This window comes from Paraburkholderia sp. 31.1 (assembly GCF_014397645.1).
Lineage (GTDB): Bacteria > Pseudomonadota > Gammaproteobacteria > Burkholderiales > Burkholderiaceae > Paraburkholderia > Paraburkholderia tuberum.
In genome coordinates, this window is the sequence record NZ_VZQN01000037.1 from 26936 (window position 1) to 45997 (window position 19062).

Genomic DNA, 19062 nt, shown 5'->3' on the forward strand with positions numbered 1-19062 from the left:
GCCATGCTCGAACTGCTCCTGCTGCTGATGTGCGCGAGCATCCTCGTGAGCGGCGTACTGGCCGTCTGCCTGAAGAATCTGCTGGCCGCGATGGTGAGCTCGGGGCTCGCGAGCCTGTTCGCCGCGATAGCCTTCCTGCTGCTCGCCGCGCCCGACGTCGCGATGGCCGAAGCCGCGATCGGTTCCGGACTCGCGACCTTCATCTTTCTGTACGCGATCCGCAAAACCGGTTATCAGAAGGGCTAGCGCATGTTCGAACTGATCGGCAGCGTGTTCATCCTGGTGGGCGCCGTCTTTCTGTTCTCCGCCGGCCTCGGGCTGCTGCGCATGCCGGATGCGTATACGCGCATTCAGGCCGGCACCAAGGCGTCGACGCTCGGCAACATGCTCGTGCTGATCGGCCTCGCGTTCTATCACCCGAACTGGACCTTCCAGCTGATCCTGCTGATCTACTTCGTGCTCGTGACCAACCCGGTGTCCTCGCATGCGCTATCGCGCGCCGCCTGGCTGATCCGCACGCCGATGACCTCGTCCACGATCACCGACGCACTCGCCGACGAAGGCGGGCGCACCGCGGGGGAGGCCGAATCATGATGCGTCGCGCGTTTGCGCTGCTGACGGTGCTGCTGTTCGCGGTCGTGTTCTGGCGGCTGGTCGGCGGCTACACGGAGTTGCAGGCGCTGCGCCCGCTCGCCTGGTACTACGTCGTCAGAGGGCCGCTCGAACTCGGCGCGCCGAACATCGTGACCGGCATTCTGATCACCTTTCGCGGCTTCGACACTCTCGGCGAAGTCGCGGTGCTGTTCATGGTCGCGGCGAGCGTCGGCGTGCTGCTGAAAGAGGAAAGCAACGCGACCTCCGCCGCTGCGGCAGACGAATCCGCGCCCGCGCGCCGCCCAGCCGGCGAGATCGTACATACCGGCAAGCAGGTGCTGCTGCCGATGATCCTCACCTTCGGCGGCTACGTGATCGTCAACGGACATCTGTCGGCGGGAGGCGGTTTCCAGGGCGGCGCGATCGTCGCGTCCGCCGTGATGCTGATGCTGCTCGCGCGGCCCCGCTCGACGCTGAACGTCGCGCTGCTGAGCGTCGTCGAGTCGCTTGCGGGCGTGATCTACGTGTGCATCGGCATTCTCGGCCTCGTGCTCGCGGGCGGTTTTCTCGACCCGCGCTTTCTGCCGCGCGGCGAATTCGGCGCGTTCTTCAGCGCCGGCGCGATCCCGCTGATTTCCACGCTGCTCGGCGTCAAGGTCGGCGCGGAGCTGAGTGTCATCATCGACCGGTTCAGAAGCTGAACGAGAAGGAGAGCGCATGAGCACGGGCATCCCGGTTTCGAAGATCCTGCTGATCACGGGCTTCTGCCTTTCCTTGATCGGCCTGTGGGGCATGCTGACCCACCGCAACATCCTGCGCATCATCATCGGCTTCGCGGTGATCGACACGGGCCTGCACATCGTGATGGTCGCGACCGGTTACGTCACGGGCGGCACCGCGCCGATCATCGACGCAGCGCTCAGCAAATCCGCCGCCGCGCACCGCGCGATCGATCCGATTCCGTCGGCACTCGTCGTCACGGCGATCGTGATCGGGCTATCGGTCACCGCCATCATGCTGTCGTTCGCGATCCGTCTTCATGCCGCCAAAAAGACGCTTTCCATCGACGCCTTCACCGAGTCGAAATGGTAGCCGCGCTGTTTCATCCGCTGCACATCTTCATTCTCGGGCTCGGCGGCGGCTTCGCCATTCCGCTGCTGTACCGGCTCGGCAAGCCATGGCTCACGCTCGGCTTTTTCATCGCGCTGTGCGGCATCGTGCTCGTCTCCGGCGTGTCGTTCTACGGCCTGCTCGACGGCGGCGACACGATCGAGGTGCTGACCGCGGGCGCGCTGCCGCCGGTGTCGATCAATCTGCGCTTCGGCCTGTGGGAAGGCTTCTTCACGTTCAGCGTCAATGTGGTCGCGCTGCTCGGCGCATGGCATCTGTGGGACCGTCTGCGCGGCAACTACGCGGCGTTGCTGCTGTACCTGATTCTGGTGATGGGCATCGACGGCATGGTGATGACTCGCGACCTGTTCAACCTGTTCGTGTTTCTCGAGATCGTGTCGATCGCGACATACGGCCTGTTCGGGCTCGAGCGCACGCCCGCCGCGCTCGCCGCCGCGTTCAAGTACATCTTTGCGACCGTGATCGCGTCGACGCTCTTTCTGCTCGGCGCGGTGCTGCTCTACTACGTGAGCGGCACGCTGAACATCGACGAACTGCTGTCGCTGCGCGACCAGCTCCGCGGCCCGATCGGCACGACCGCGATCCTGCTCGTATTCGCGAGTCTCGTGATCGAGCTGAAGCCGTTTCCGGCCAACGGCTGGGGGCTCGACGTCTACGAGACCGCGCCGAGCGGCGTCGGCGCGATGGTATCGGTCGGCGTATCGGCGGGCGTGTTTTTCGCGCTGCTGAAATTGCTGCCGCTGTTCGACGGCCTGCTGACGCTGCTCGCCGTCTCGGGCGGCGTCACGTTCCTGTTCTCGAACCTGCTCGCGATCAAGCAGACGAAGCCGCAACGCTTGCTCGGCTATTCGTCGATCGGGCAGATGGCGCTGTTGATGCTGTCGCTCGCGTTGTTGCGCCAGATCGGCGCGGACGCATCGATCCCGCTCGTCGTCGGCGGGCTCTTCATCAACCATCTGTTCGCGAAGGCGGGGCTGTTCTGGCTGATCGGCGTGCTGCGGCGGCACGGCGACGATGCACGCGCGATCCTGTCGCGCAGCCCGTTGCTGATCGGCCTGCTCGGCCTCTTCCTGGTCGCGATCGCGGGACTGCCGCCATTCCCCGGCTTCTGGGCGAAGTGGGAACTCGTGATGCGCCTGACCGCCGCCGGCAAGCCGTACTGGATCGTGTTGATCCTGACCGGCTCGCTGCTCGAAGCGGGTTATATGTTCCACTGGTTCGTGCGCGCATTGGCTCCGTCCGACGTCGAGGCCAAAGCCCGGCCGAACATTGCCGCGCTGTTGCCGCTGTTCGGCGTCGCCGTGCTGCTGATCGCGGCGGCCTATATGGCAGCCGTGTTCTCGGGCGTCGTGTCGGCGTGGATCTTCTCGCCGCTCGCGGCGGGTGCGCTGTTCTATGCGGCCGATCGTCTGCCGGGGCGCGTGAAAGGCGTGCTCGCGGTGATCGCGATTGGATTGATCGGCAGTCTGCTCTGCGAGGGCTCGCGCGGTATCGCCGGACTGTTCGCCTGGCTGCTGCTCGCGGGCAGCCTCGTGATCGCAGCGGCGAGTCTCTATCGCGACGACGTGCGCGCCGGCTTCTATCCGATGCTCGTCGTGCTGTCGCTGTCGATTCCGGCGCTGCTGCGCTCATCCACCTCGCTCGAGTTCTTCTATAGCTGGGAAATCATCACGCTGTCGTCGTGCTTCCTGATCGCGAAGTGCCGGCGCGCGGGACCGCACGTGCTGACCTTCCTGCTGTTTTCGCTGCTGGCTGCGTTCTTCCTGCTGGCGGGCTTCGCCAACGTCGCGGCGGTCGACGACAGCATCGCGCTGTCGGCGCTGATCCATTCGGGACCGGAGGCAAACCGCGCGTTCGTGCTGCTCGCGGCGGGCTTCCTGATCAAGGCCGGCGCGATCGGCGTGCATGTATGGCTGCCGGGCGCCTACACCGAAGCGGAAGACGACGTGACCGCGATGCTGTCGGCGGTGGTCAGCAAGGTCGCGATGTTCGGCCTGTTGATCGGCACCTATCTGACGATACGCTCGGAGGTCGGCCTCGAACTCGCGCACGCGATGACCTGGATAGGCATGCTGACGGCCCTGTTCGGCGCGCTGATGGCGTTGCGGCAGAACGACTTCAAACGGATGCTCGCGCTGTCGAGCATGAGCCAGACCGGCTATATCGTCGCCGCGATCGGCCTGATGAGCCATCTCGGCTGGGTCACCGCGCTGTATCTGGTCGCCAATCACATGTTCGTGAAGGGCATCCTGTTCCTCGCGCTCGCAGGCGTGATCTCGCGCACCGGCACGCGCAACTTCGCCGATGTGGGCGGCCTCGCGCGCGAGATGCCGCTCACGTTCGCGATGGTCGTGATCGCGCTGGTGTCGATGTCGGGCCTGCCGCCGCTGATGGGCTTCGGCGGCAAATGGCTGCTGCTGAGCGCAATGACCGACAAGGGTTGGTACGGGCTCGCCGTGTGCGGGCTGATCGCGACCTGCGCCGGCTTTCTGTACATGCTGCGCCTGCTGAACGGTGTCTTCCTCAAACCGCGCCCGCCGCAGCGGCCGCAGGTGCGCGAAGCGCCTGTGATGCTGCTGGTGCCGCAGTTGCTGTTCGTGGTCGGTATCGTGATCCTGTCGTTCTTTCCGAAGGTGTTGCTCGAACCGGTGTCGGCCGCGATCGATCCGCAGTTCGCGGCGACACTGGTGTGGGGCGGCATGTCGCTCGAAAGCATCTACGGGTTCTGGAATCCGACGCCGGTCGTGATCGTCGTGCTGATCGTCACGGCGATCGTGTTCGGGCTCGGTGTGCTGTACTACCGCAGCTGCCGCGGCAATGCGCGCAACGCCCCGGATTTTTACCACTTCTACCGGCCGATCCTGAGCCGCACGGTGCCGCCGGTCGCGCAGATGTTCTGGCGCGGCATATCGCACTTCGCGCTCGTGGCGGCGGCTCGGATACGCCGCGTCTATACCGGCAACGGGCAGACCTACGCGCTCTATGTGCTGCTGTATTTTCTCGCGATCTATTTTGCGAGCACGGGGCTGAGTCCAGCGAGGACACCGTAAGGGTGCACCTGGTCCTGGCGCAGCGGCATGGACCGGCCCACGTGCGGGAACGATCGCCTCGGAGCACGGCGTCGGCGAACTCAACGATCATCGAACGAGATATTCTTCCGCTACCCAGCCGTCCTTGGTCAAGCGCACGCCTTCGCGCAGTTGCATGGTGCCCGCGCCTTCGATCACGCGCGCCACCATGGGAAACACTCGCTGGAACTCAGGAGTCCTGGCAAAAGGCGCCGGGTCGATCTTATAGGTGTAGAGCACCGAGGTCCTGGTCTCGCCGTCGTGAGTCTGGGGCGGCTCCCAGCCCACCACCTTGTCCAGGGTCAGCGTGGCCACGCAAAAATCGGCGTCGTGCGTGACCGTCTTGCCGGGCGTCGCCACCACCACCGGCTTGTGCAGGTAGAACTTCTTGCCTTCGTCGGTCAGCGCATACTCGCGTCCCGGCGCCTCGATCCTGGCGCCGTCCTCGCCAGTGCGCTCGACCGTCATGACGGTGCTCTTGACGAGGCCCAGCTTTACCATCACCGGCAATTGCAGCGCATCGCGGGAATGCGTGACCACGATGTCCTGATCGGCCACGTGGATGGGCCAATTGTATTTCGCCACGCACAGGTGGCCGCGATCGGCCAGGTAGTGCGTGATGGTGTTGGTAAAGTTCTCCGCGGTAGGCTCGGCCTTGTTCTGGCAACCGCCCAGCAGGAACGACGCCGTCAGGGAAACCGCAATGGCAGTGCCGCGCACCGGATTCGAAAAATGCATCATCGTGGATAGTTCAAGTATTCAAAGAGATCAATTCACGCAGCTACCGCTCGTGGGCTGGGTCGCGGGAGGCTGGTAGCCGTCGCTCAAAGTATTCAGGAAGCAGATCACGTCCTGCACGTCCTGATCCGATAGTTGCGGCGCCGAATGGACAGCACGCGGCTGCGCACCGTTCAACGCGGTGGTGCCGCCCGCGTCGGTCTGGCCCTGCCCCAGCGGCAGTTCCTCGTCGATATTGCCCTGGTAGGCGGCCGGCAGATCGTTGAACATGTTCACCGTCGCGCCCGCTGCATAGGTGGGTTGCAGCGCATAGCCCGGGTTGCTGGTCAGCTTGGTCGAATCGCCACCCGTGGACGGATACCAGTACTCGGGGTTGGTGTCGCGCGTGTTGTAGAAGCGAACCACCTGCTCCAGCGAGTGGAATACGCCGTTGTGGAAGAAGGCGTTGCGCGCGGCGACGTTGCGCAGCGTCGGCACCTTGAAGCGGCCGCAATACGGATCCGGGTTGTTCACGCCCGTAAAGGGGTCCGGGCCGGCGCCGCTGGTGGCCGAAAGCGGCGTGTGGCTGTCATAGCTGCCGTTATTGATCGGGCCGCACAGCCCCATGTCGTAGTAGCTCGCGTTCAGGTTGGCCGCGATGGGGTTCGGATTGTCCGGGATCGACGTGTCGTTGCGCGGCGCACCGATCGCCTGATAGGTGAAGTCGGTCCCCAGCGCGTTCGAGCCGTTGAAGTTGGCGCCCATGAAATGGCAGGCCACGCAGCCGGCCCCGTGATCGGTATCGTTGAACAGGTTCATCCCGCGCAATTCGGCCGGCGTCAACGTGCCGCCGATCTTGTTGTTCGCATACAGGTCGAACTTGCTGGAATACGGCGCAAAGCTCGGGTCCTCGTTCTGGTAGGCCTGCAGCGCGAGTCCGATGTCCTGGAACGCCGTGTCCGTATCGCCGAACACGGCCGGGCCGTACACCGCCGTGAACTGTGCAGCATACGAGGAGCTCTTTACCGCTTGCACCACCGCGTCCTTGGAGGCGTTGTTCATCTCGATGGGATTGAGCAGGGGCAGCGCCACCTGGTCGGCCAGCGTCTTGCCGCGGCCGTCCCACATGAATCCGCCGCCCGGCGCGTTCGCCGTGATGCCGTCCGGGTTCGAGGCGTTGTCGTCGTAGGCGGGCGTCATGGCCTTGTAGCGCAGCGAGGGAACCGCGCGCTGGCCTTCCGATACGCCATCGGAACCCAGCTGCACCGCCAGGCTGTTGGGCGGGCCGTAGGCATACGCCGGATCGTGGCAGCTCGCGCATGCCTGGTTCTTGCCGCCGGACAGGTTCTTGTCGAAGAACATTTGCTGACCGACCTGGGCCGCAGCGCTCAGCTTGCTCGTGGGCGCCGACCCCGTGGAGCCCGAGGAGCCCGTGGAGCCCGTGCCTGCGTCCGTCGAAGCAGACTGTGACGAGCCCCCGCCCCCACAAGCGGCCAGTGTCGACAAGATGACATACAGCGCCCCCGCATAAACCTTGCGCATCGCTACTCCCCCCGGCTTTGTTCGATAAGACAGCTGGCGGGGGAGCGGCCGAACCGCTCCCCCGCGCAGGCTACTGCTTGATGAATGGCACGCTTGCGCGTGCTTACCGTTTAGTGCTTTTTATTACTTCGTCGCCCACAGGTTCTTCTGGGTCGCGTCCGGACCAACTTGCGCCGGATCGCTCACGTCACCCGTCTGGAACTTCTGCGTGTAGCCGGCCGGAATCACGTAGGCGTGGTTCATCGGACGAACCGCGTCGTAGTGCGTGTCGGCGCTGCCAGCGTACTCAGGCAGGTTGGCGATGTTCTGCGCAATGTACGACTCCGTGTACTTCGAACGGTTGGCGTACGAGGTCGGAACAGCCGGGTCGGCCAGCTGGAACATGTCCTGCACCGTGCGCACGAACGAGAAGTGGCTGTACGTATCGCTGTCGGCGACGCCCTTCGGCGCGGAGCCCACGTCTTGCTGGTTGGTCATCAGGACGAAGATCGAGTTGCCATGGCCCTTGTTGCCGTTGCCGTACTTCGCCTGAACCGGAGTCCAGCTGCCGTCCGCGTTCTGCATCTGCGTAGCCTTGCCACCCACGTCCCAGCCGCAGCACGAGCTGCCGGCACCGTTGGACGTGCCATTGCCTTCGTCGAACATGACCACGATGGCAACGTTGCGCTGCTTGTTCTGCCACAGCGGCGAGGCCTTGATCTTCTGCACCACGGCGTTGGTGTAGTAGTCGGCGCGGGTCAGCAGCGCGTGAGCCGGAACGGTACCCGAGGCGGTCGCGCTGTCCTTACAGGTGCCGTCGCTGCCGGTGCCGTGCAGGTCATCACACTGGTCAGGCATGATGAAGTTCAGGGTGCCGACGTCGCCCTTGGCCAGGTCGGTGCTGAACTGGTCGACGTTGTAGCCGGTCGGAACCTTGTAGAGCGTGGTGTTGGTCAGGTCGGCCGCGTTCGTGTAGTACTGGGTACCGAAGATCGTGCGGTTGTTCGCGAAGAACTCCGGCTGGTTACGCACGTTCTGATAGGCCATGCCCGGATGGTGCTTGGTCTTGTAGAGCGAACCGGGCATGGCGAACGGCGTGCCCGTCACGGTGATGCTACCGTCCGTCTGGTTGTAGGCCTGCGATACACCCGTGTCACCGAGGCTGTCGGCGCGCGGATCCTGACCCGGGTTCATGGATTCGCTGTAGGTACGCCACGTCAGGCCCGCGCTCGAAATCTGCGTGAACAGGTTCGGCGCGTTCATGATGTTGTGGTTGGCGACGGAACCGGTGCCGTCCGTCGAGCACGCCTTGTTGGCGGCCACCGTGTAATTGGACAGCAGCGATCCAACGGCCACGGTGGCGCCGCCGGCGGTGGTACCGATGATCGGGTCGTTCGGCGTCAGCGCGACGTGGGACGGCAGGGGCTGGCCGTCGGAAGCCGTGCCGCCGGCGAAAGCCTTGTCCGTCGGGGCGTTGGCGCCGGTCGCGGCGCAACCCCACCAGTTGTCGTCGCCGATACCGAAGTCGTCGGCGCCGCCCAGGGCGGTGTAGTTCGGCTCGGACGGGCTGCCGGTCGCGAAGTAGGTCGAGAAGTAGTTGCCGTTGGTGATCATCGAGTTGACCGCCGGCATGTACGCCGAACCCTTGACGCGATTCGTGCTGCTGTTCTCCAGCATGATCACGAAGACGTTGTCGTAACGCGGAATCGCTTCGACGTTGAACGCAGCCTGCTGGGCTTGTGCGAAGGTGATCGCCTTACGCGTATCCGTCGGAATGGTTTCGCCAGCGGTGATGCCGGAAACGCCGGTCAGGGTGGGGTCGCCCCCGGCAACGGCCAGCGCATCGGGGTACTTGTCGCCACGATCGAGCTTCGTGGTGGCGTACGTGTAGCGGTTCGTCAGTGCGTTTTCTTCGAACAGCACCGCGTACTGCTCGGCGCCGGACAGGGTGTTGGCGTCGGCCAGGACGTCGCCGGCGGGAACCGTCACGGAGGCGTCGTTGAATGCCGGGCCGGACAGACGGGTCGACAGATTAGCCTTCTCGGTCGCGTACTTGCTGCCGTTGGCTTCGACGAGGCGCTGCACTTCGCTCGACATCGGGCTGATCACGACTTTGGTGGCGCCCTGGTCGGCGATCTGGTCGGCCGAAGCGCGCAGGATCAGGTGGCTGGCGACCTTGGCGGCCGATGCCGTGTTGGTGGCCGAGGTCGTGATGTCAGCGACGAGCGGACCCGTGGCGGTCGTGGTCAACGAGAAATGGCCGTTGCTGTCGGTCTTCGCGGAGGCTTCGCCGCTGTCGAGCACACCGTTGCCATTGGCATCGACGAACACGGTGGCGCCAGAGTAGTAGCCGGCCTTCAAGGTCGGGTTGCCGCTCGAGCTGCCCGGGACGAAGGCAGTTGCGGCGACCACGCCCGAGTAAGTCGTGCCGGCGGTCGTGCCACCGTTGTTGTTGCTGGCAGAGGGGCTATCCGAATTTCCGCCGCAAGCTGCGAGCACGCAGGCAGCGGCAACGGACGTTAGACAAAGCGCTGGGCGCATTTTGTGATGCGATGACATTTGGGGACCCTTTGTTAGTTGTATCGGCAACCGCTTGTGTGGGGCAACACTTGGTAAAACCAGCGAATAATATGAAGGGATTGTGTAAACGGTATGTCTGCACGCGATAAGGATTGGAGTGAGAACCTGGCTTGGTTCTGATCACATCTTCTCGAAAAGCCGCAATGCACGGGCAAGCAACGAAGACGAAAATAAAGTTGAGAACCAACCGTCGTAGTTGTTGCGGATGCAGCGAAAATGCTCTCAATTCCCCGCTACTATTGAAAAACACTCGGAATACTTCGCGTGTGCAGTGCAGCATCCGAGTGTGTTGCGGTTTGGACTTTCGAGTACCGGGTGGTGGCGCATGCGCCGCGTCGGTGGGTCTGATGCGAGCACGGGTGGGGCGAGGCTGAAGAAGCGAGATGACGGGACCGCTATCCGGCGGTGGCTGAGTGCTTTGCCACGGCCTGCTAGAAGTCGCTGCAGGCGGCCCGCGTATGGGGAGTAGTCTCGCGATAAGAGTAACGCAATGGAATACTTCGTTTACCAACGATGACTTACGTTATCGGCGAGTATAAGTGAGCCAAATACCAGCGCCGGATAACGAGGACGCGCTGCTTGCATGACGAATCACTCTCTCGTCGAATCGACCGGCAATTGCGAGTCGCTCTCTCGCAAGGGACGCTGCACGGCGCGAACGAGCCCGCTGCCGCCGCCTCCGCAGAAGAACAGATCCGCGCCGTTCGATTCGAGTCCGGAAATGCCCGCGCCGGCCGGCATCTCGACGCGCTCGAGCACCTCGCCGCTACGCGGATCGAGATGCCGCAGCTCGCTCTCGTCACCTTCCCACGTGCCATGCCATAGCTCGCCGTCGACCCACGTGATCCCGGTCACGAAGCGATTCGATTCGATCGTGCGCAGCACCGCGCCAGTGTCCGGATCGACCTGATAGATTTTTCGTTCGGGATACTGACCGACCCATAGCGAACCTTCGGCCCATGTCAGCCCCGACTGGCCGCCGTCGCCGGGCGCCGCGATCGTCGACAGCACGCGGCCGCTCTGCGGGTCGATCTTCTGGATGCGGCCGTGCGCGATCTGGAACAGGTGTTCGCCGTCGAAGGCCGTGCCCGCGTCGGCGGGCACCGCGATCGAGCGCCGCGTCTCGCCGCTCGCCGGATCGAACGCGTCGAGCCGTTCGCCGGTCGCGATCCACACCTGTCGGCCGTCGTAGGTGACGCCATGCACTTTGTCGACACCCGTAAAGGGCCCATATTCACGGACGATTCTGGCGGCAGAGCGGTTCATGGTGGCCATCCTAATCACGAAGGAAACGGGGAAGGGAGTAACAAAGCCGTCGCGAATCCGGCCAGCGGCGGCGTCATCCAGCGGCGCGCGCGCCCCTCGCCCACTGGCTGCACCTTGCCGGCCGCGGCGAGCGAGTCGAGTGAGCGCTGCACGGTGCGCTGACTCGCGCCGAGCACGAGGGCAAGCGCGGAACTCGACCACGCTTGGCCATCCGACAGAAACGCGAGCAGCGCCGCATGCTCGCCTTCGACCGGCGGCGCCAGCACGACGACCTCGCGGGCGTGACGCGGCGCGAGCGCGAAGCCGCGCGTCGTCGCGCTGACGCTCGCGAGCGTGCCGAGCGCCGTGCGCAGCCGGCCGATCTCGACGCGCAGCCGCGCGCGATGCGATTCGTCGGCGCGTTTGGCGCGGAACGCCCGTGCGACGAGCGCGTCGCGCGGCACGTCGTCGGGCCATGCCTCGCCGAGCATGCGGGCGAGCGCAAACAGCACCGGTCGGCTCGCGAGCGCAACCGCCGCGTTCGCATCGCGGATCGCGTAGCGGCAAGCGTCGACGATCAACGCGCCGCCAGCGCGATTCGAGGTCAACAGCTTCTCGACTTCATCGAGCAGGATCGGTTCTTCTTCGCCATGCGCGATCATGCGCGCCGCCGGTTTGCCCAGTGCCACCGACGCGCTTTCGACTTCCGCGATCAACGCCGGAATGCCGGCCTCGCGTGCCGCGCGTCCGGCCCGCGCCAGCGCGGCACGGGCGGCGCCGCTGCGCAAACGCCGCAGCGCGACTCCCGCGACCACCAGTTCATGCGCGGCACGCAGTGCGGGCGGAAACGGCCGGGGATCGAGCGCGGCAAGCTTGCGCTCCGCTTCGTCGAGACGGCCGATCAGCAGCAGACGCCGCGCCGCGAGATACCGCGCATGCGCGGCATTGACGCGATCGCCGTACGCGTCGAGCGTGGCGATCGCCGCGTCGAGTGTCTTGGCGGGCCATGCGAGATCGCGCGACGCCAGCGCGATCTCCGCTTCGGCGACCACGCATCTCGCGCGCGCCACCGCATGCTGCGCGCCGAACGCGCGCGCGGCGTCGCGCACCAGCGCCTTTGCGCGCCCGAAATCGCCGAGCTGCGCCATCGCGATGCCGCGCAGCGCGAGCGCCGGCGCGTCATCGCGTAACGCGACGTGGTCGAGCGCGCCAAGCGGATCGCCGGCCGCGAGCGCGCGCGCCGCCGCGGAAATCAGCGCGTCCACGGCGTGCGAGTCCGCGCGTAGCACGTCAATGCATCAAGTGAATCCCGCCACACTTGTCACTCCCACCCGATCGATGCCCGGCCCTAATCTAGCACGACCATCAACCGTCACCGACGCCGTCGGGCAAGGGTTCGCGCGGCGCGGCACGACTCACGGAGGTACCCACGATGACTACGCATCCGATCGGAACACGCGAACAGTGGCTCGCCGCGCGACGCGCGCTGCTCGACGCGGAAAAAGCCCACACGCGACAAGGCGACGAGCTCGCGCGGCAACGCCAGGCGCTGCCGTGGGTCAGGGTCGACAAGGCCTACCGCTTCGATACCGACCAAGGCAGCGCGTCGCTCGCCGATCTGTTCACAGGACGTTCGCAGCTGCTCGTCTACCACTTCATGTTCGGCCCCGACTACAAGGCGGGCTGCCCGTCATGCTCGTCGATCGCGGACGGCTTCGCCGGCTTCGCCGTGCATCTCGCGCATCACGACGTGATGCTGACGGCGGTGTCGCGCGCGCCGCTCGACAAGCTGCAGACGTACAAGCAGCGCATGGGCTGGACGTTTCCATGGGCCTCGTCGGCCGGCGGCGATTTCAATTTCGACTTCAACGTCGCGTTCACCGAGGCGCAGCAGCGCAACGGCGATATCGAGTATAACTACGCACGCAACAGTCACGCGATGGACGTGAGTCCCGCGCCCGAACCGGTCGCGCAGTTCGCGGCGACCTGCGGCACCGACGCGGCCACCTATTCTCGCGACCGGCCAGGCATGAGCGCGTTCGTGCTCGAAGACGGCGTCGTCTATCACACGTACTCGACTTACGCGCGCGGTGTCGATGCGCTGTGGGGCATGTACCAGTGGCTCGATCGCGCGCCGAAGGGGCGCAACGAGACGGGCATCTGGTGGCGCCGTCACGACGAGTACGAGCGGTCATGAGCCCGCTCGTGCGCGCTGTCTGCTTGAGCGGGCAGCGCCTTGCCACACGGCGCGCGGCGCGCTCATCGCAGCGCGTGTTCGTCGGCGTCTGCGTGCTGATGTTCGCCGCGAGCGTCGCGGCGACATTGGCCCACGGCGCGTCGATGGCGGCGATGGGCGCGTTGCCGATGCCCGGCGGCTGGTCGATGTCGACGCTGTGGATGCCGACCTGCGGGCGCACGTGGGCCCGCGCCGCGGCATCGTTCATCGGCATGTGGATCGTGATGATGGCGGCGATGATGCTGCCGTCGTTGATGCCGACGCTGCTGCGCTATCGCGACGCGATCGGCTCGCGCGCAAGTGCGCAGCGACTGGCCCTGCTGACGATGCTCGTGAGTGGCGCGTATGCGGTCGTATGGACGGTGCTCGGCGTGGCCGTGTTTGCACTGGGCGCGTCGCTCGCGGCGCTCGAGTTGCGGTGGCCAGCGCTCGCGCGTTCGATGCCGCTGGCGGTCAGCGTGGTCGTATTGCTCGCGGGCGCGTTGCAGTTCAGCACATGGAAAGCCCGCCGCCTCGCCTGCAGCCGCACGACACCCAGCCTTCCCGCCGATGCGCCGAGCGCGTGGAGATACGGTCTGCGCATCGGCATCGATTGCGCCGGTTGCTGCGGGGGTCTCACGGCAATTCTGCTGGTCGTCGGCATGACGGATTTGCGCTTGATGGCCGCCGTGACGGCCGCCATTACGGCCGAGCGACTTGCGCCGGACGGCGCACTCGTCGCCCGGGCGAGCGGCGCCATAGCCGTCGCCGGCGTGGGCTTGCTGCTCATCCAGGCCCTATCAGCCGGCTGACTCATGCGCGCCAGCTGTTGCGGATCGCTTCGCAAATCGACGCTCGACGGCCTTGCTGTCGCATTATTGTTTTGGTTTCGGAAACAGTGAGTTCAGAAATTAGGTATTTACCCTACTTTCCGCTCCCCCTAGACTGTCATCACTGCTGCAAACAAATGATTTCGCAGCCTAACAAGACAAAACCTGGAGGTAGTAAAAATGAAATCGCTCGTTCAAGCTGTCGTTATCGCCGCTACCCTCGCTGCTCCGGTTGCCGTTTTCGCTCAATCGAACCAGCCGCTGACCCGCGCGCAAGTCCGTGAAGAGCTGGCTCAGATCGAAAAGGCCGGCTACAACCCGGCACGTTCGAACCCGAACGAATATCCGTCGAACATTCAGGCTGCCGAAGCCCGCGTCGCGGCGCAGAACGCCGCGGTCGGCGGCGTGACCAGCGGTTCGTCGCAGCAAGGTCACGCAGCGCAGTAAGGCGTTGCAGGTTGGAAAGTTGCTGTTGATGTAGTTGTACCTGCCGGAGCGCTCTGCCTTAGCGCTTTAGCAGCTTCCCCTACTGGCCCGCCATCGCGACTGAATGCGATGCCGGGCCAGTTCCGTTTTGGGGAGCTCTGTTAGTTCTGCGTCAGACCGCGCCCGGGTTGATATACGCGGTCTTCACCGACGTATAGAACTCGCGGGCGTAGGCACCCTGCTCGCGCGGACCGTAGCTCGACCCCTTCCGCCCGCCAAACGGCACGTGATAATCGACCCCCGCCGTCGCGGTGTTGACCATCACCATGCCGGCCTGCACATGGCGGCGGAAATGACTCGCGTACTTCAGCGATGTCGTGCAGATGCCGGCCGACAACCCGAACTCGGTGCCGTTGGCAACCGCGAGCGCTTCCTGGTAGTCCTTGACCTTGATGACCGACGCCACCGGCCCGAATACCTCTTCACGGTTGATGCGCATAGCCGGGGTCGTCTCCGTGACCAGCGCCGGCGCGAGGAAATAGCCGCGCGTCGAGCCTTCGACGCGCTCGCCGCCGAACACCGTGCCGCCCTCTTCGCGCGCGATCGCCAGATAGCGCTCGTCCTGTGCCAACTGCTTGTCGTCAACGACCGGGCCGATGTGCGTGCCGTCCGCGAGCGCATCGCCGACCTTCAGCGCGCGCATGCGCGCCTTCATGCCGTCGATGAAGCGGTCATAGATCCCCGCGGTCACGATCAGCCGGCTCGATGCCGTGCAACGCTGGCCCGTCGAGTAGAACGCGCCGTTGATGCACGCTTCGATCGCGACATTGAGATCGGCGTCGTCGAGCACGACCATCGGGTTCTTGCCGCCCATTTCCAGCTGAAATTTCTTGCCCGAATCGAAGCACTTCGCGCCGATCGCGCGGCCCGTCGAAACGGAACCGGTGAAGCTGATCGCATCGACATCCGGCGACGACACGAGCGCCTCGCCAACCACCGAACCGCGCCCCATCACGAGGTTGATCACCCCCGCCGGCGCGCCCGCCTCGGCGATGATCTTGACCAGCTCCCACGTGCTGCCCGGCACCAGATCGGCCGGCTTGATCACGACCGTGTTGCCGTACGCAAGCGCCGGCGCGATCTTCCACGCCGGAATCGCAATCGGAAAATTCCACGGCGTAATCAGGCCGACCACGCCAACCGGCTCACGCGTCATTTCGACCGTCATGCCCGGCCGCACCGACGGCATCACTTCGCCGCCGACGCGCAGCGCTTCGCCCGCGAAGAACTTGAAGATCTGCCCGGCGCGGCCCACTTCGCCGATCGCCTCGGGCAGCGTCTTGCCCTCTTCACGCGCGAGCACCTTGCCGAGCTCCGCCTTGCGCGCGAGGATCGCGCTGCCCGCCTGGTCGAGCACGTCGAAGCGCTGCTGCGGCGTGGACAACGACCACTGCGCGAAGGCCTTGCGCGCGGCGCTGATCGCGCGATGCGTCTGCGCGGCGTCGGCTTGCGCGAATTCGCCGATCGCGTCGTCGAGATTCGACGGATTGACGTTGCGCGACACGCTCGCGCCGTCGACCCACTGTCCGTCGATGTAGTTTGCGAACTGACTCATGTCCTGATTCTCCTTTCGAAAAGTGCAGCGACAATCCGGTTATTCAGCAACGAGCAGGCCACGGGCCGCGAGATTGCGATACAGCGCGCGCACGCCGAACGTCCACGGCTCGATTTCGGTGGACAGGCGCACCGTGTTGGTCAGCGCGCCGAGCTGCGGCGTCGAAATCGTCACGCGATCGCCGAGGTGGTGGGTGAAGCCGCCGCCGGGCGCGTCGCGGTCCTTGATCGGCGAGAACATCGTGCCGAGGAACAGCATGAAGCCGTCCGGGTACTGGTGGTGGCGGCCGCAGGTCTGCGCGACGAGGTCGGCCGGGTCGCGGCTGATCTCGCTCATGTGGCTCACGCCGTCGAGCACGAAGTCGTCGTCGGCGCCTTCGACGCGCAGCGACACGCTCGCCGCGCGCACCGCGTCGAGCGAGAAGGTGTCGTCGAACAGCCGCACGAACGGACCGATCGCGCACGAGCCGTTGTTGTCCTTGCACTTGCCGAGCAACAGCGCCGAGCGGCCTTCGATGTCGCGCAGGTTCACGTCGTTGCCGAGCGTCGCGCCGACGATGCCGCCGCGGCTATTCACCGCGAGCACGATCTCCGGCTCCGGGTTGTTCCACACCGACGCGGCGAGCAGACCGACGTCCGCGCCGAAGCCGACTGCCGACATCGGCTGCGATTTCGAAAATACTTCGGCGTCCGGACCGATGCCGACTTCCATGTATTGCGACCACGCATCGCGACGCTCGAGCTCGGCCTTCAGCTTCATCGCCGCTTCCGATCCCGGCTTGATCTTCGACAGATCGGTGCCGATCGTCGACGCGATCGTCTCGCGCACTTCCTTCGCCTTCGCCGGATCGCCGCCGGCCTGTTCCTCGATCACGCGCTCGATCAGGCTCACCGCGAACGTGACGCCGCAGGCCTTGATCGCCTGCACGTCGCACGGCGCGAGCACGCGCACGGCCGGCGCGCTCGCGCCCGGCAGGTTCGCCTCGATCAGCTGCGCGACCGGCCCGAGCGGCACGCCCGGCGCGCTGCGCGCAAATTGCGCGGCATCGTCGCGCTCGAACAGGTCGGCGGTAGTCGGCACGACCGCGGTGATGTCGAACACCTCGCCGCCGCGCACGACGACCACGCACGGTCCTTCATGCTGCTCGGTCTTGCGCCACACGCGGCCGATCAGCAGTGCGTCGTTCAGATCGCCGGGAAGAAAGCTGGAGGGGAAAGTTGCGGACATGGGATGGGCTCTTTCGGATAAGTGGGAAAACGGGCAAGGCCGGGCGTCGCGTTGCGTGCGAAGCCCGGCCTTGTCACCCGCGGGTCAATGCGAATGCCGTGGGTTGCCGCGCTCGGCAATCACCTTCAGATACAGCGTCGCCGGTTCGAGGCAGCCGCCGGTCGAAAGCTGGCCGACCGTCTTGCGATACAGCTCCTGCCACGGCGTTTGCGCGGGCGGAATCTCGAAGTGCACGGTTTCGCGACGTCGCGCGAGTTCTGCTTCCTCGACCAGCACTTTGACGCTACGCGAGTTCAGATCGACGCGGATGCGGTCGTTCGTGCGCAACAGCGCAAGACCGCCGCCCACCGCCGCTTCCGGCGACATGTTCAGAATCGACGGGCTCGCCGACGTGCCGCTCTGACGGCCGTCGCCGAGCGTTGGCAGCGAGGTGATGCCCTGGCGCACGAGCGCCGCCGGCGGCGCCATGTTGACGACCTCGGCGCTGCCCGGATAGCCGACCGTACCCGTGCCGCGAATCACGAGGATGCAATGCTCGTCGATTTCAAGCGCCGGGTCGTTGATGCGCGCGTGATAATCCTCGGGGCCGTCGAACACGATGGCGCGCGCTTCGAAGCTGTTTTCTGCGCCTGGCTCGCTCAGGTAGGTCTTGCGGAACGCATCGCCGACCACCGACATCTTCATGATCGCGCTGTCGAAGAAGTTGCCGGACAGCACCATGAAGCCCGCGCCGTGCTTCAGCGGATCGTGGGTCGTCCTGATGACCTCGCGATCCGGCGCGGGTGCGGCGGCCGCGATTTCGCCCATCGTGCGGCCCGACACGGTCAGGCAATCCTCGTGCACGAGGCCGCCTTTCGCGAGCTCGCGCATCACGGCCGGTACGCCGCCCGCGCGATGGAAGCTCTCGCCGAGATATTCGCCGGCGGGCATGCAGTTGACGATCAGCGGCACCTGCTCGCCGACGCGCTGCCAGTCTTCGAGACTCAGCTCGACGCCCATGTGCCGCGCAATCGCGATCAGATGCGGTGGGCAGTTGGTCGACGCGCCGAGCGCCGATGCGACGACGATCGCGTTTTCGAACGCTTCTTTCGTCATGATCTTCGACGGCCGCAGGTCCTCGCGCACGAGGTCGACGATGCGCTTGCCGGTCGCGTAGGCCATCTGGCCGCGCTCGCGGTAAGCGGCCGGAATGCTCGCGCAGCCGGGCAGCGACATGCCGAGCGCTTCGGCGAGGCTGTTCATCGACAGCGCGGTGCCCATCGTGTTGCAGTGACCGATCGACGGCGACGACGCGGTAGTCAGCTCCATGAAGCCTTCGTAGTCGATCTCGCCGGCCGCCAGCAGATTGCGTGCATGCCAGATCACGGTGCCCGACCCGACGCGCTTGCCGTCGTGCCAGCCGTCGAGCATGGGACCGCCGGACAGCACGATCGCCGGCATATCGACGGTGGCCGCCGCCATCAGGCACGCGGGCGTGGTCTTGTCGCAGCCGGTGGTCAGCACGACGCCGTCGAGCGGGAAGCCGTGCAGGATTTCGACGAGGCCCAGATACGCGAGATTGCGATCGAGCGCGGCGGTCGGCCGGCGGCTCTGCTCGGCGAGCGGATGCACCGGAAACTCCATCGGAATGCCGCCCGCGTCGCGAATACCGGCCTTCGTGCGCGCCGCGAGCTCGATGTGATGCCGGTTGCACGGCGCGAGATCGCTGCCGGTCTGCGCGATGCCGATGATCGGCCGGCCCGACTGCAGCTCTTCGCGCGTCAGACCGTAGTTCATGAAACGCTCGACGTACAGTGCCGTCATATCCGCATGCGAGGGATCGTCGAACCATTCCTGGCTGCGCAGCCGGCGCGGGGTGGATGCTGACATGATGCTTGTCTCTCTGTCTGGGTG

16 protein-coding genes are annotated in these 19062 nt (G+C 65.4%); 8 read left to right on the top strand and 8 right to left on the bottom strand.

What is annotated here, in order from left to right; all coding sequences use genetic code 11:
* The first annotated feature begins 3 nt into the window (after positions 1-3).
* From F6X37_RS25965 to F6X37_RS25985, 5 genes are read left to right on the top strand one after another with little or no spacing between them, the layout of a single operon-like run.
* Positions 4-246: a hydrogenase subunit MbhD domain-containing protein gene (locus F6X37_RS25965; RefSeq protein WP_018422732.1), complete on the top strand. Its 243-nt coding sequence runs from the start codon at positions 4-6 to the stop codon at positions 244-246.
* Positions 247-249: 3 nt separating this feature from the next.
* The gene (gene mnhG / locus F6X37_RS25970) at positions 250-594 is read left to right on the top strand and encodes a monovalent cation/H(+) antiporter subunit G (RefSeq protein ID WP_187613269.1); all 345 of its coding nucleotides are present in this window, start codon (positions 250-252) and stop codon (positions 592-594) included.
* Positions 591-1295 (top strand): Na(+)/H(+) antiporter subunit B, encoded by a 705-nt coding sequence (locus F6X37_RS25975; RefSeq protein WP_184059171.1) that lies wholly within the window; start codon positions 591-593, stop codon positions 1293-1295. The genes mnhG and F6X37_RS25975 overlap by 4 nt, the downstream gene beginning before the upstream one ends.
* Before the next feature lie 16 nt (positions 1296-1311).
* Positions 1312-1686, top strand: coding sequence for a sodium:proton antiporter (locus F6X37_RS25980; protein ID WP_184023510.1), 375 nt, complete (start codon positions 1312-1314; stop codon positions 1684-1686).
* Complete coding sequence (locus F6X37_RS25985) at positions 1680-4775, top strand: complex I subunit 5 family protein (protein WP_187613270.1); 3096 nt, start codon at positions 1680-1682, stop codon at positions 4773-4775. Before F6X37_RS25980 ends, F6X37_RS25985 begins: the two co-directional genes overlap by 7 nt.
* A gap of 87 nt (positions 4776-4862) precedes the next feature.
* Here the strand turns inward: F6X37_RS25985 and F6X37_RS25990 are convergent, their stop codons facing one another.
* From F6X37_RS25990 to F6X37_RS26010, 5 genes are all read right to left on the bottom strand, one after another.
* Positions 4863-5534 carry a hypothetical protein gene (locus F6X37_RS25990; protein WP_187613271.1) on the bottom strand — a complete coding sequence of 224 codons (672 nt, stop codon included), beginning with the start codon at positions 5532-5534 and terminating at the stop codon, positions 4863-4865.
* Positions 5535-5561: 27 nt separating this feature from the next.
* Positions 5562-7052: a cytochrome-c peroxidase gene (locus tag F6X37_RS25995; RefSeq protein ID WP_187613272.1), complete on the bottom strand. Its 1491-nt coding sequence runs from the start codon at positions 7050-7052 to the stop codon at positions 5562-5564.
* A 123-nt stretch (positions 7053-7175) separates the two neighbouring features.
* A complete protein-coding gene (locus tag F6X37_RS26000) occupies positions 7176-9572 on the bottom strand; it encodes an alkaline phosphatase family protein (protein WP_262420025.1) in 2397 nt (798 codons plus the stop codon).
* Between the two features lie 630 nt (positions 9573-10202).
* Positions 10203-10877: a glutamine cyclotransferase gene (locus tag F6X37_RS26005; protein ID WP_187613274.1), complete on the bottom strand. Its 675-nt coding sequence runs from the start codon at positions 10875-10877 to the stop codon at positions 10203-10205.
* 14 nt (positions 10878-10891) lie between these two features.
* A complete protein-coding gene (locus F6X37_RS26010; protein WP_187613275.1) occupies positions 10892-12121 on the bottom strand; it encodes a helix-turn-helix domain-containing protein in 1230 nt (409 codons plus the stop codon).
* Positions 12122-12288: 167 nt separating this feature from the next.
* On the opposite strand from F6X37_RS26010, the gene F6X37_RS26015 reads away from it, so the two are divergent.
* From F6X37_RS26015 to F6X37_RS26025, 3 genes are all read left to right on the top strand, one after another.
* Positions 12289-13053 (top strand): DUF899 domain-containing protein, encoded by a 765-nt coding sequence (locus F6X37_RS26015; protein WP_187613276.1) that lies wholly within the window; start codon positions 12289-12291, stop codon positions 13051-13053.
* On the top strand, positions 13050-13883 hold the full coding sequence (locus F6X37_RS26020; protein ID WP_187613277.1) for a DUF2182 domain-containing protein: 834 nt from the start codon (positions 13050-13052) through the stop codon (positions 13881-13883). The genes F6X37_RS26015 and F6X37_RS26020 overlap by 4 nt, the downstream gene beginning before the upstream one ends.
* Positions 13884-14081: 198 nt before the next feature.
* Positions 14082-14348 carry a DUF4148 domain-containing protein gene (locus F6X37_RS26025; protein WP_090810603.1) on the top strand — a complete coding sequence of 89 codons (267 nt, stop codon included), beginning with the start codon at positions 14082-14084 and terminating at the stop codon, positions 14346-14348.
* Positions 14349-14499: 151 nt separating this feature from the next.
* Here F6X37_RS26025 and F6X37_RS26030 read toward each other — a convergent pair whose 3' ends face one another.
* The 3 genes from F6X37_RS26030 to F6X37_RS26040 all read right to left on the bottom strand — a co-directional run bounded on the left by F6X37_RS26030 (position 14500) and on the right by F6X37_RS26040 (position 19038).
* Positions 14500-15942 (bottom strand): aldehyde dehydrogenase family protein, encoded by a 1443-nt coding sequence (locus F6X37_RS26030; RefSeq protein WP_187613278.1) that lies wholly within the window; start codon positions 15940-15942, stop codon positions 14500-14502.
* Positions 15943-15981: 39 nt separating this feature from the next.
* Positions 15982-17169: a fumarylacetoacetate hydrolase family protein gene (locus tag F6X37_RS26035; RefSeq protein ID WP_187613279.1), complete on the bottom strand. Its 1188-nt coding sequence runs from the start codon at positions 17167-17169 to the stop codon at positions 15982-15984.
* Positions 17170-17253: 84 nt separating this feature from the next.
* A complete protein-coding gene (locus tag F6X37_RS26040) occupies positions 17254-19038 on the bottom strand; it encodes an IlvD/Edd family dehydratase (RefSeq protein WP_187613280.1) in 1785 nt (594 codons plus the stop codon).
* Between the last annotated feature and the right edge of the window lie 24 nt (positions 19039-19062).

Excerpts from the sequence above, each read along its gene's own strand:
- F6X37_RS25990 (WP_187613271.1), bottom strand. The coding sequence starts at position 5,534 with ATGATGCATTTTTCGAATCCGGTGCGCGGCACTGCCATTGCGGTTTCC.
- F6X37_RS26005 (WP_187613274.1), bottom strand. The coding sequence starts at position 10,877 with ATGAACCGCTCTGCCGCCAGAATCGTCCGTGAATATGGGCCCTTTACG.
- F6X37_RS25980 (WP_184023510.1), top strand. The coding sequence starts at position 1,312 with ATGAGCACGGGCATCCCGGTTTCGAAGATCCTGCTGATCACGGGCTTC.
- F6X37_RS26025 (WP_090810603.1), top strand. The coding sequence starts at position 14,082 with ATGAAATCGCTCGTTCAAGCTGTCGTTATCGCCGCTACCCTCGCTGCT.
- F6X37_RS26015 (WP_187613276.1), top strand. The coding sequence starts at position 12,289 with ATGACTACGCATCCGATCGGAACACGCGAACAGTGGCTCGCCGCGCGA.
- mnhG (WP_187613269.1), top strand. The coding sequence starts at position 250 with ATGTTCGAACTGATCGGCAGCGTGTTCATCCTGGTGGGCGCCGTCTTT.
- F6X37_RS26000 (WP_262420025.1), bottom strand. The coding sequence starts at position 9,572 with ATGCGCCCAGCGCTTTGTCTAACGTCCGTTGCCGCTGCCTGCGTGCTC.
- F6X37_RS26040 (WP_187613280.1), bottom strand. The coding sequence starts at position 19,038 with ATGTCAGCATCCACCCCGCGCCGGCTGCGCAGCCAGGAATGGTTCGAC.
- F6X37_RS26030 (WP_187613278.1), bottom strand. The coding sequence starts at position 15,942 with ATGAGTCAGTTCGCAAACTACATCGACGGACAGTGGGTCGACGGCGCG.
- F6X37_RS26035 (WP_187613279.1), bottom strand. The coding sequence starts at position 17,169 with ATGTCCGCAACTTTCCCCTCCAGCTTTCTTCCCGGCGATCTGAACGAC.
- F6X37_RS25975 (WP_184059171.1), top strand. The coding sequence starts at position 591 with ATGATGCGTCGCGCGTTTGCGCTGCTGACGGTGCTGCTGTTCGCGGTC.
- F6X37_RS25965 (WP_018422732.1), top strand. The coding sequence starts at position 4 with ATGCTCGAACTGCTCCTGCTGCTGATGTGCGCGAGCATCCTCGTGAGC.
- F6X37_RS25985 (WP_187613270.1), top strand. The coding sequence starts at position 1,680 with ATGGTAGCCGCGCTGTTTCATCCGCTGCACATCTTCATTCTCGGGCTC.
- F6X37_RS25995 (WP_187613272.1), bottom strand. The coding sequence starts at position 7,052 with ATGCGCAAGGTTTATGCGGGGGCGCTGTATGTCATCTTGTCGACACTG.
- F6X37_RS26020 (WP_187613277.1), top strand. The coding sequence starts at position 13,050 with ATGAGCCCGCTCGTGCGCGCTGTCTGCTTGAGCGGGCAGCGCCTTGCC.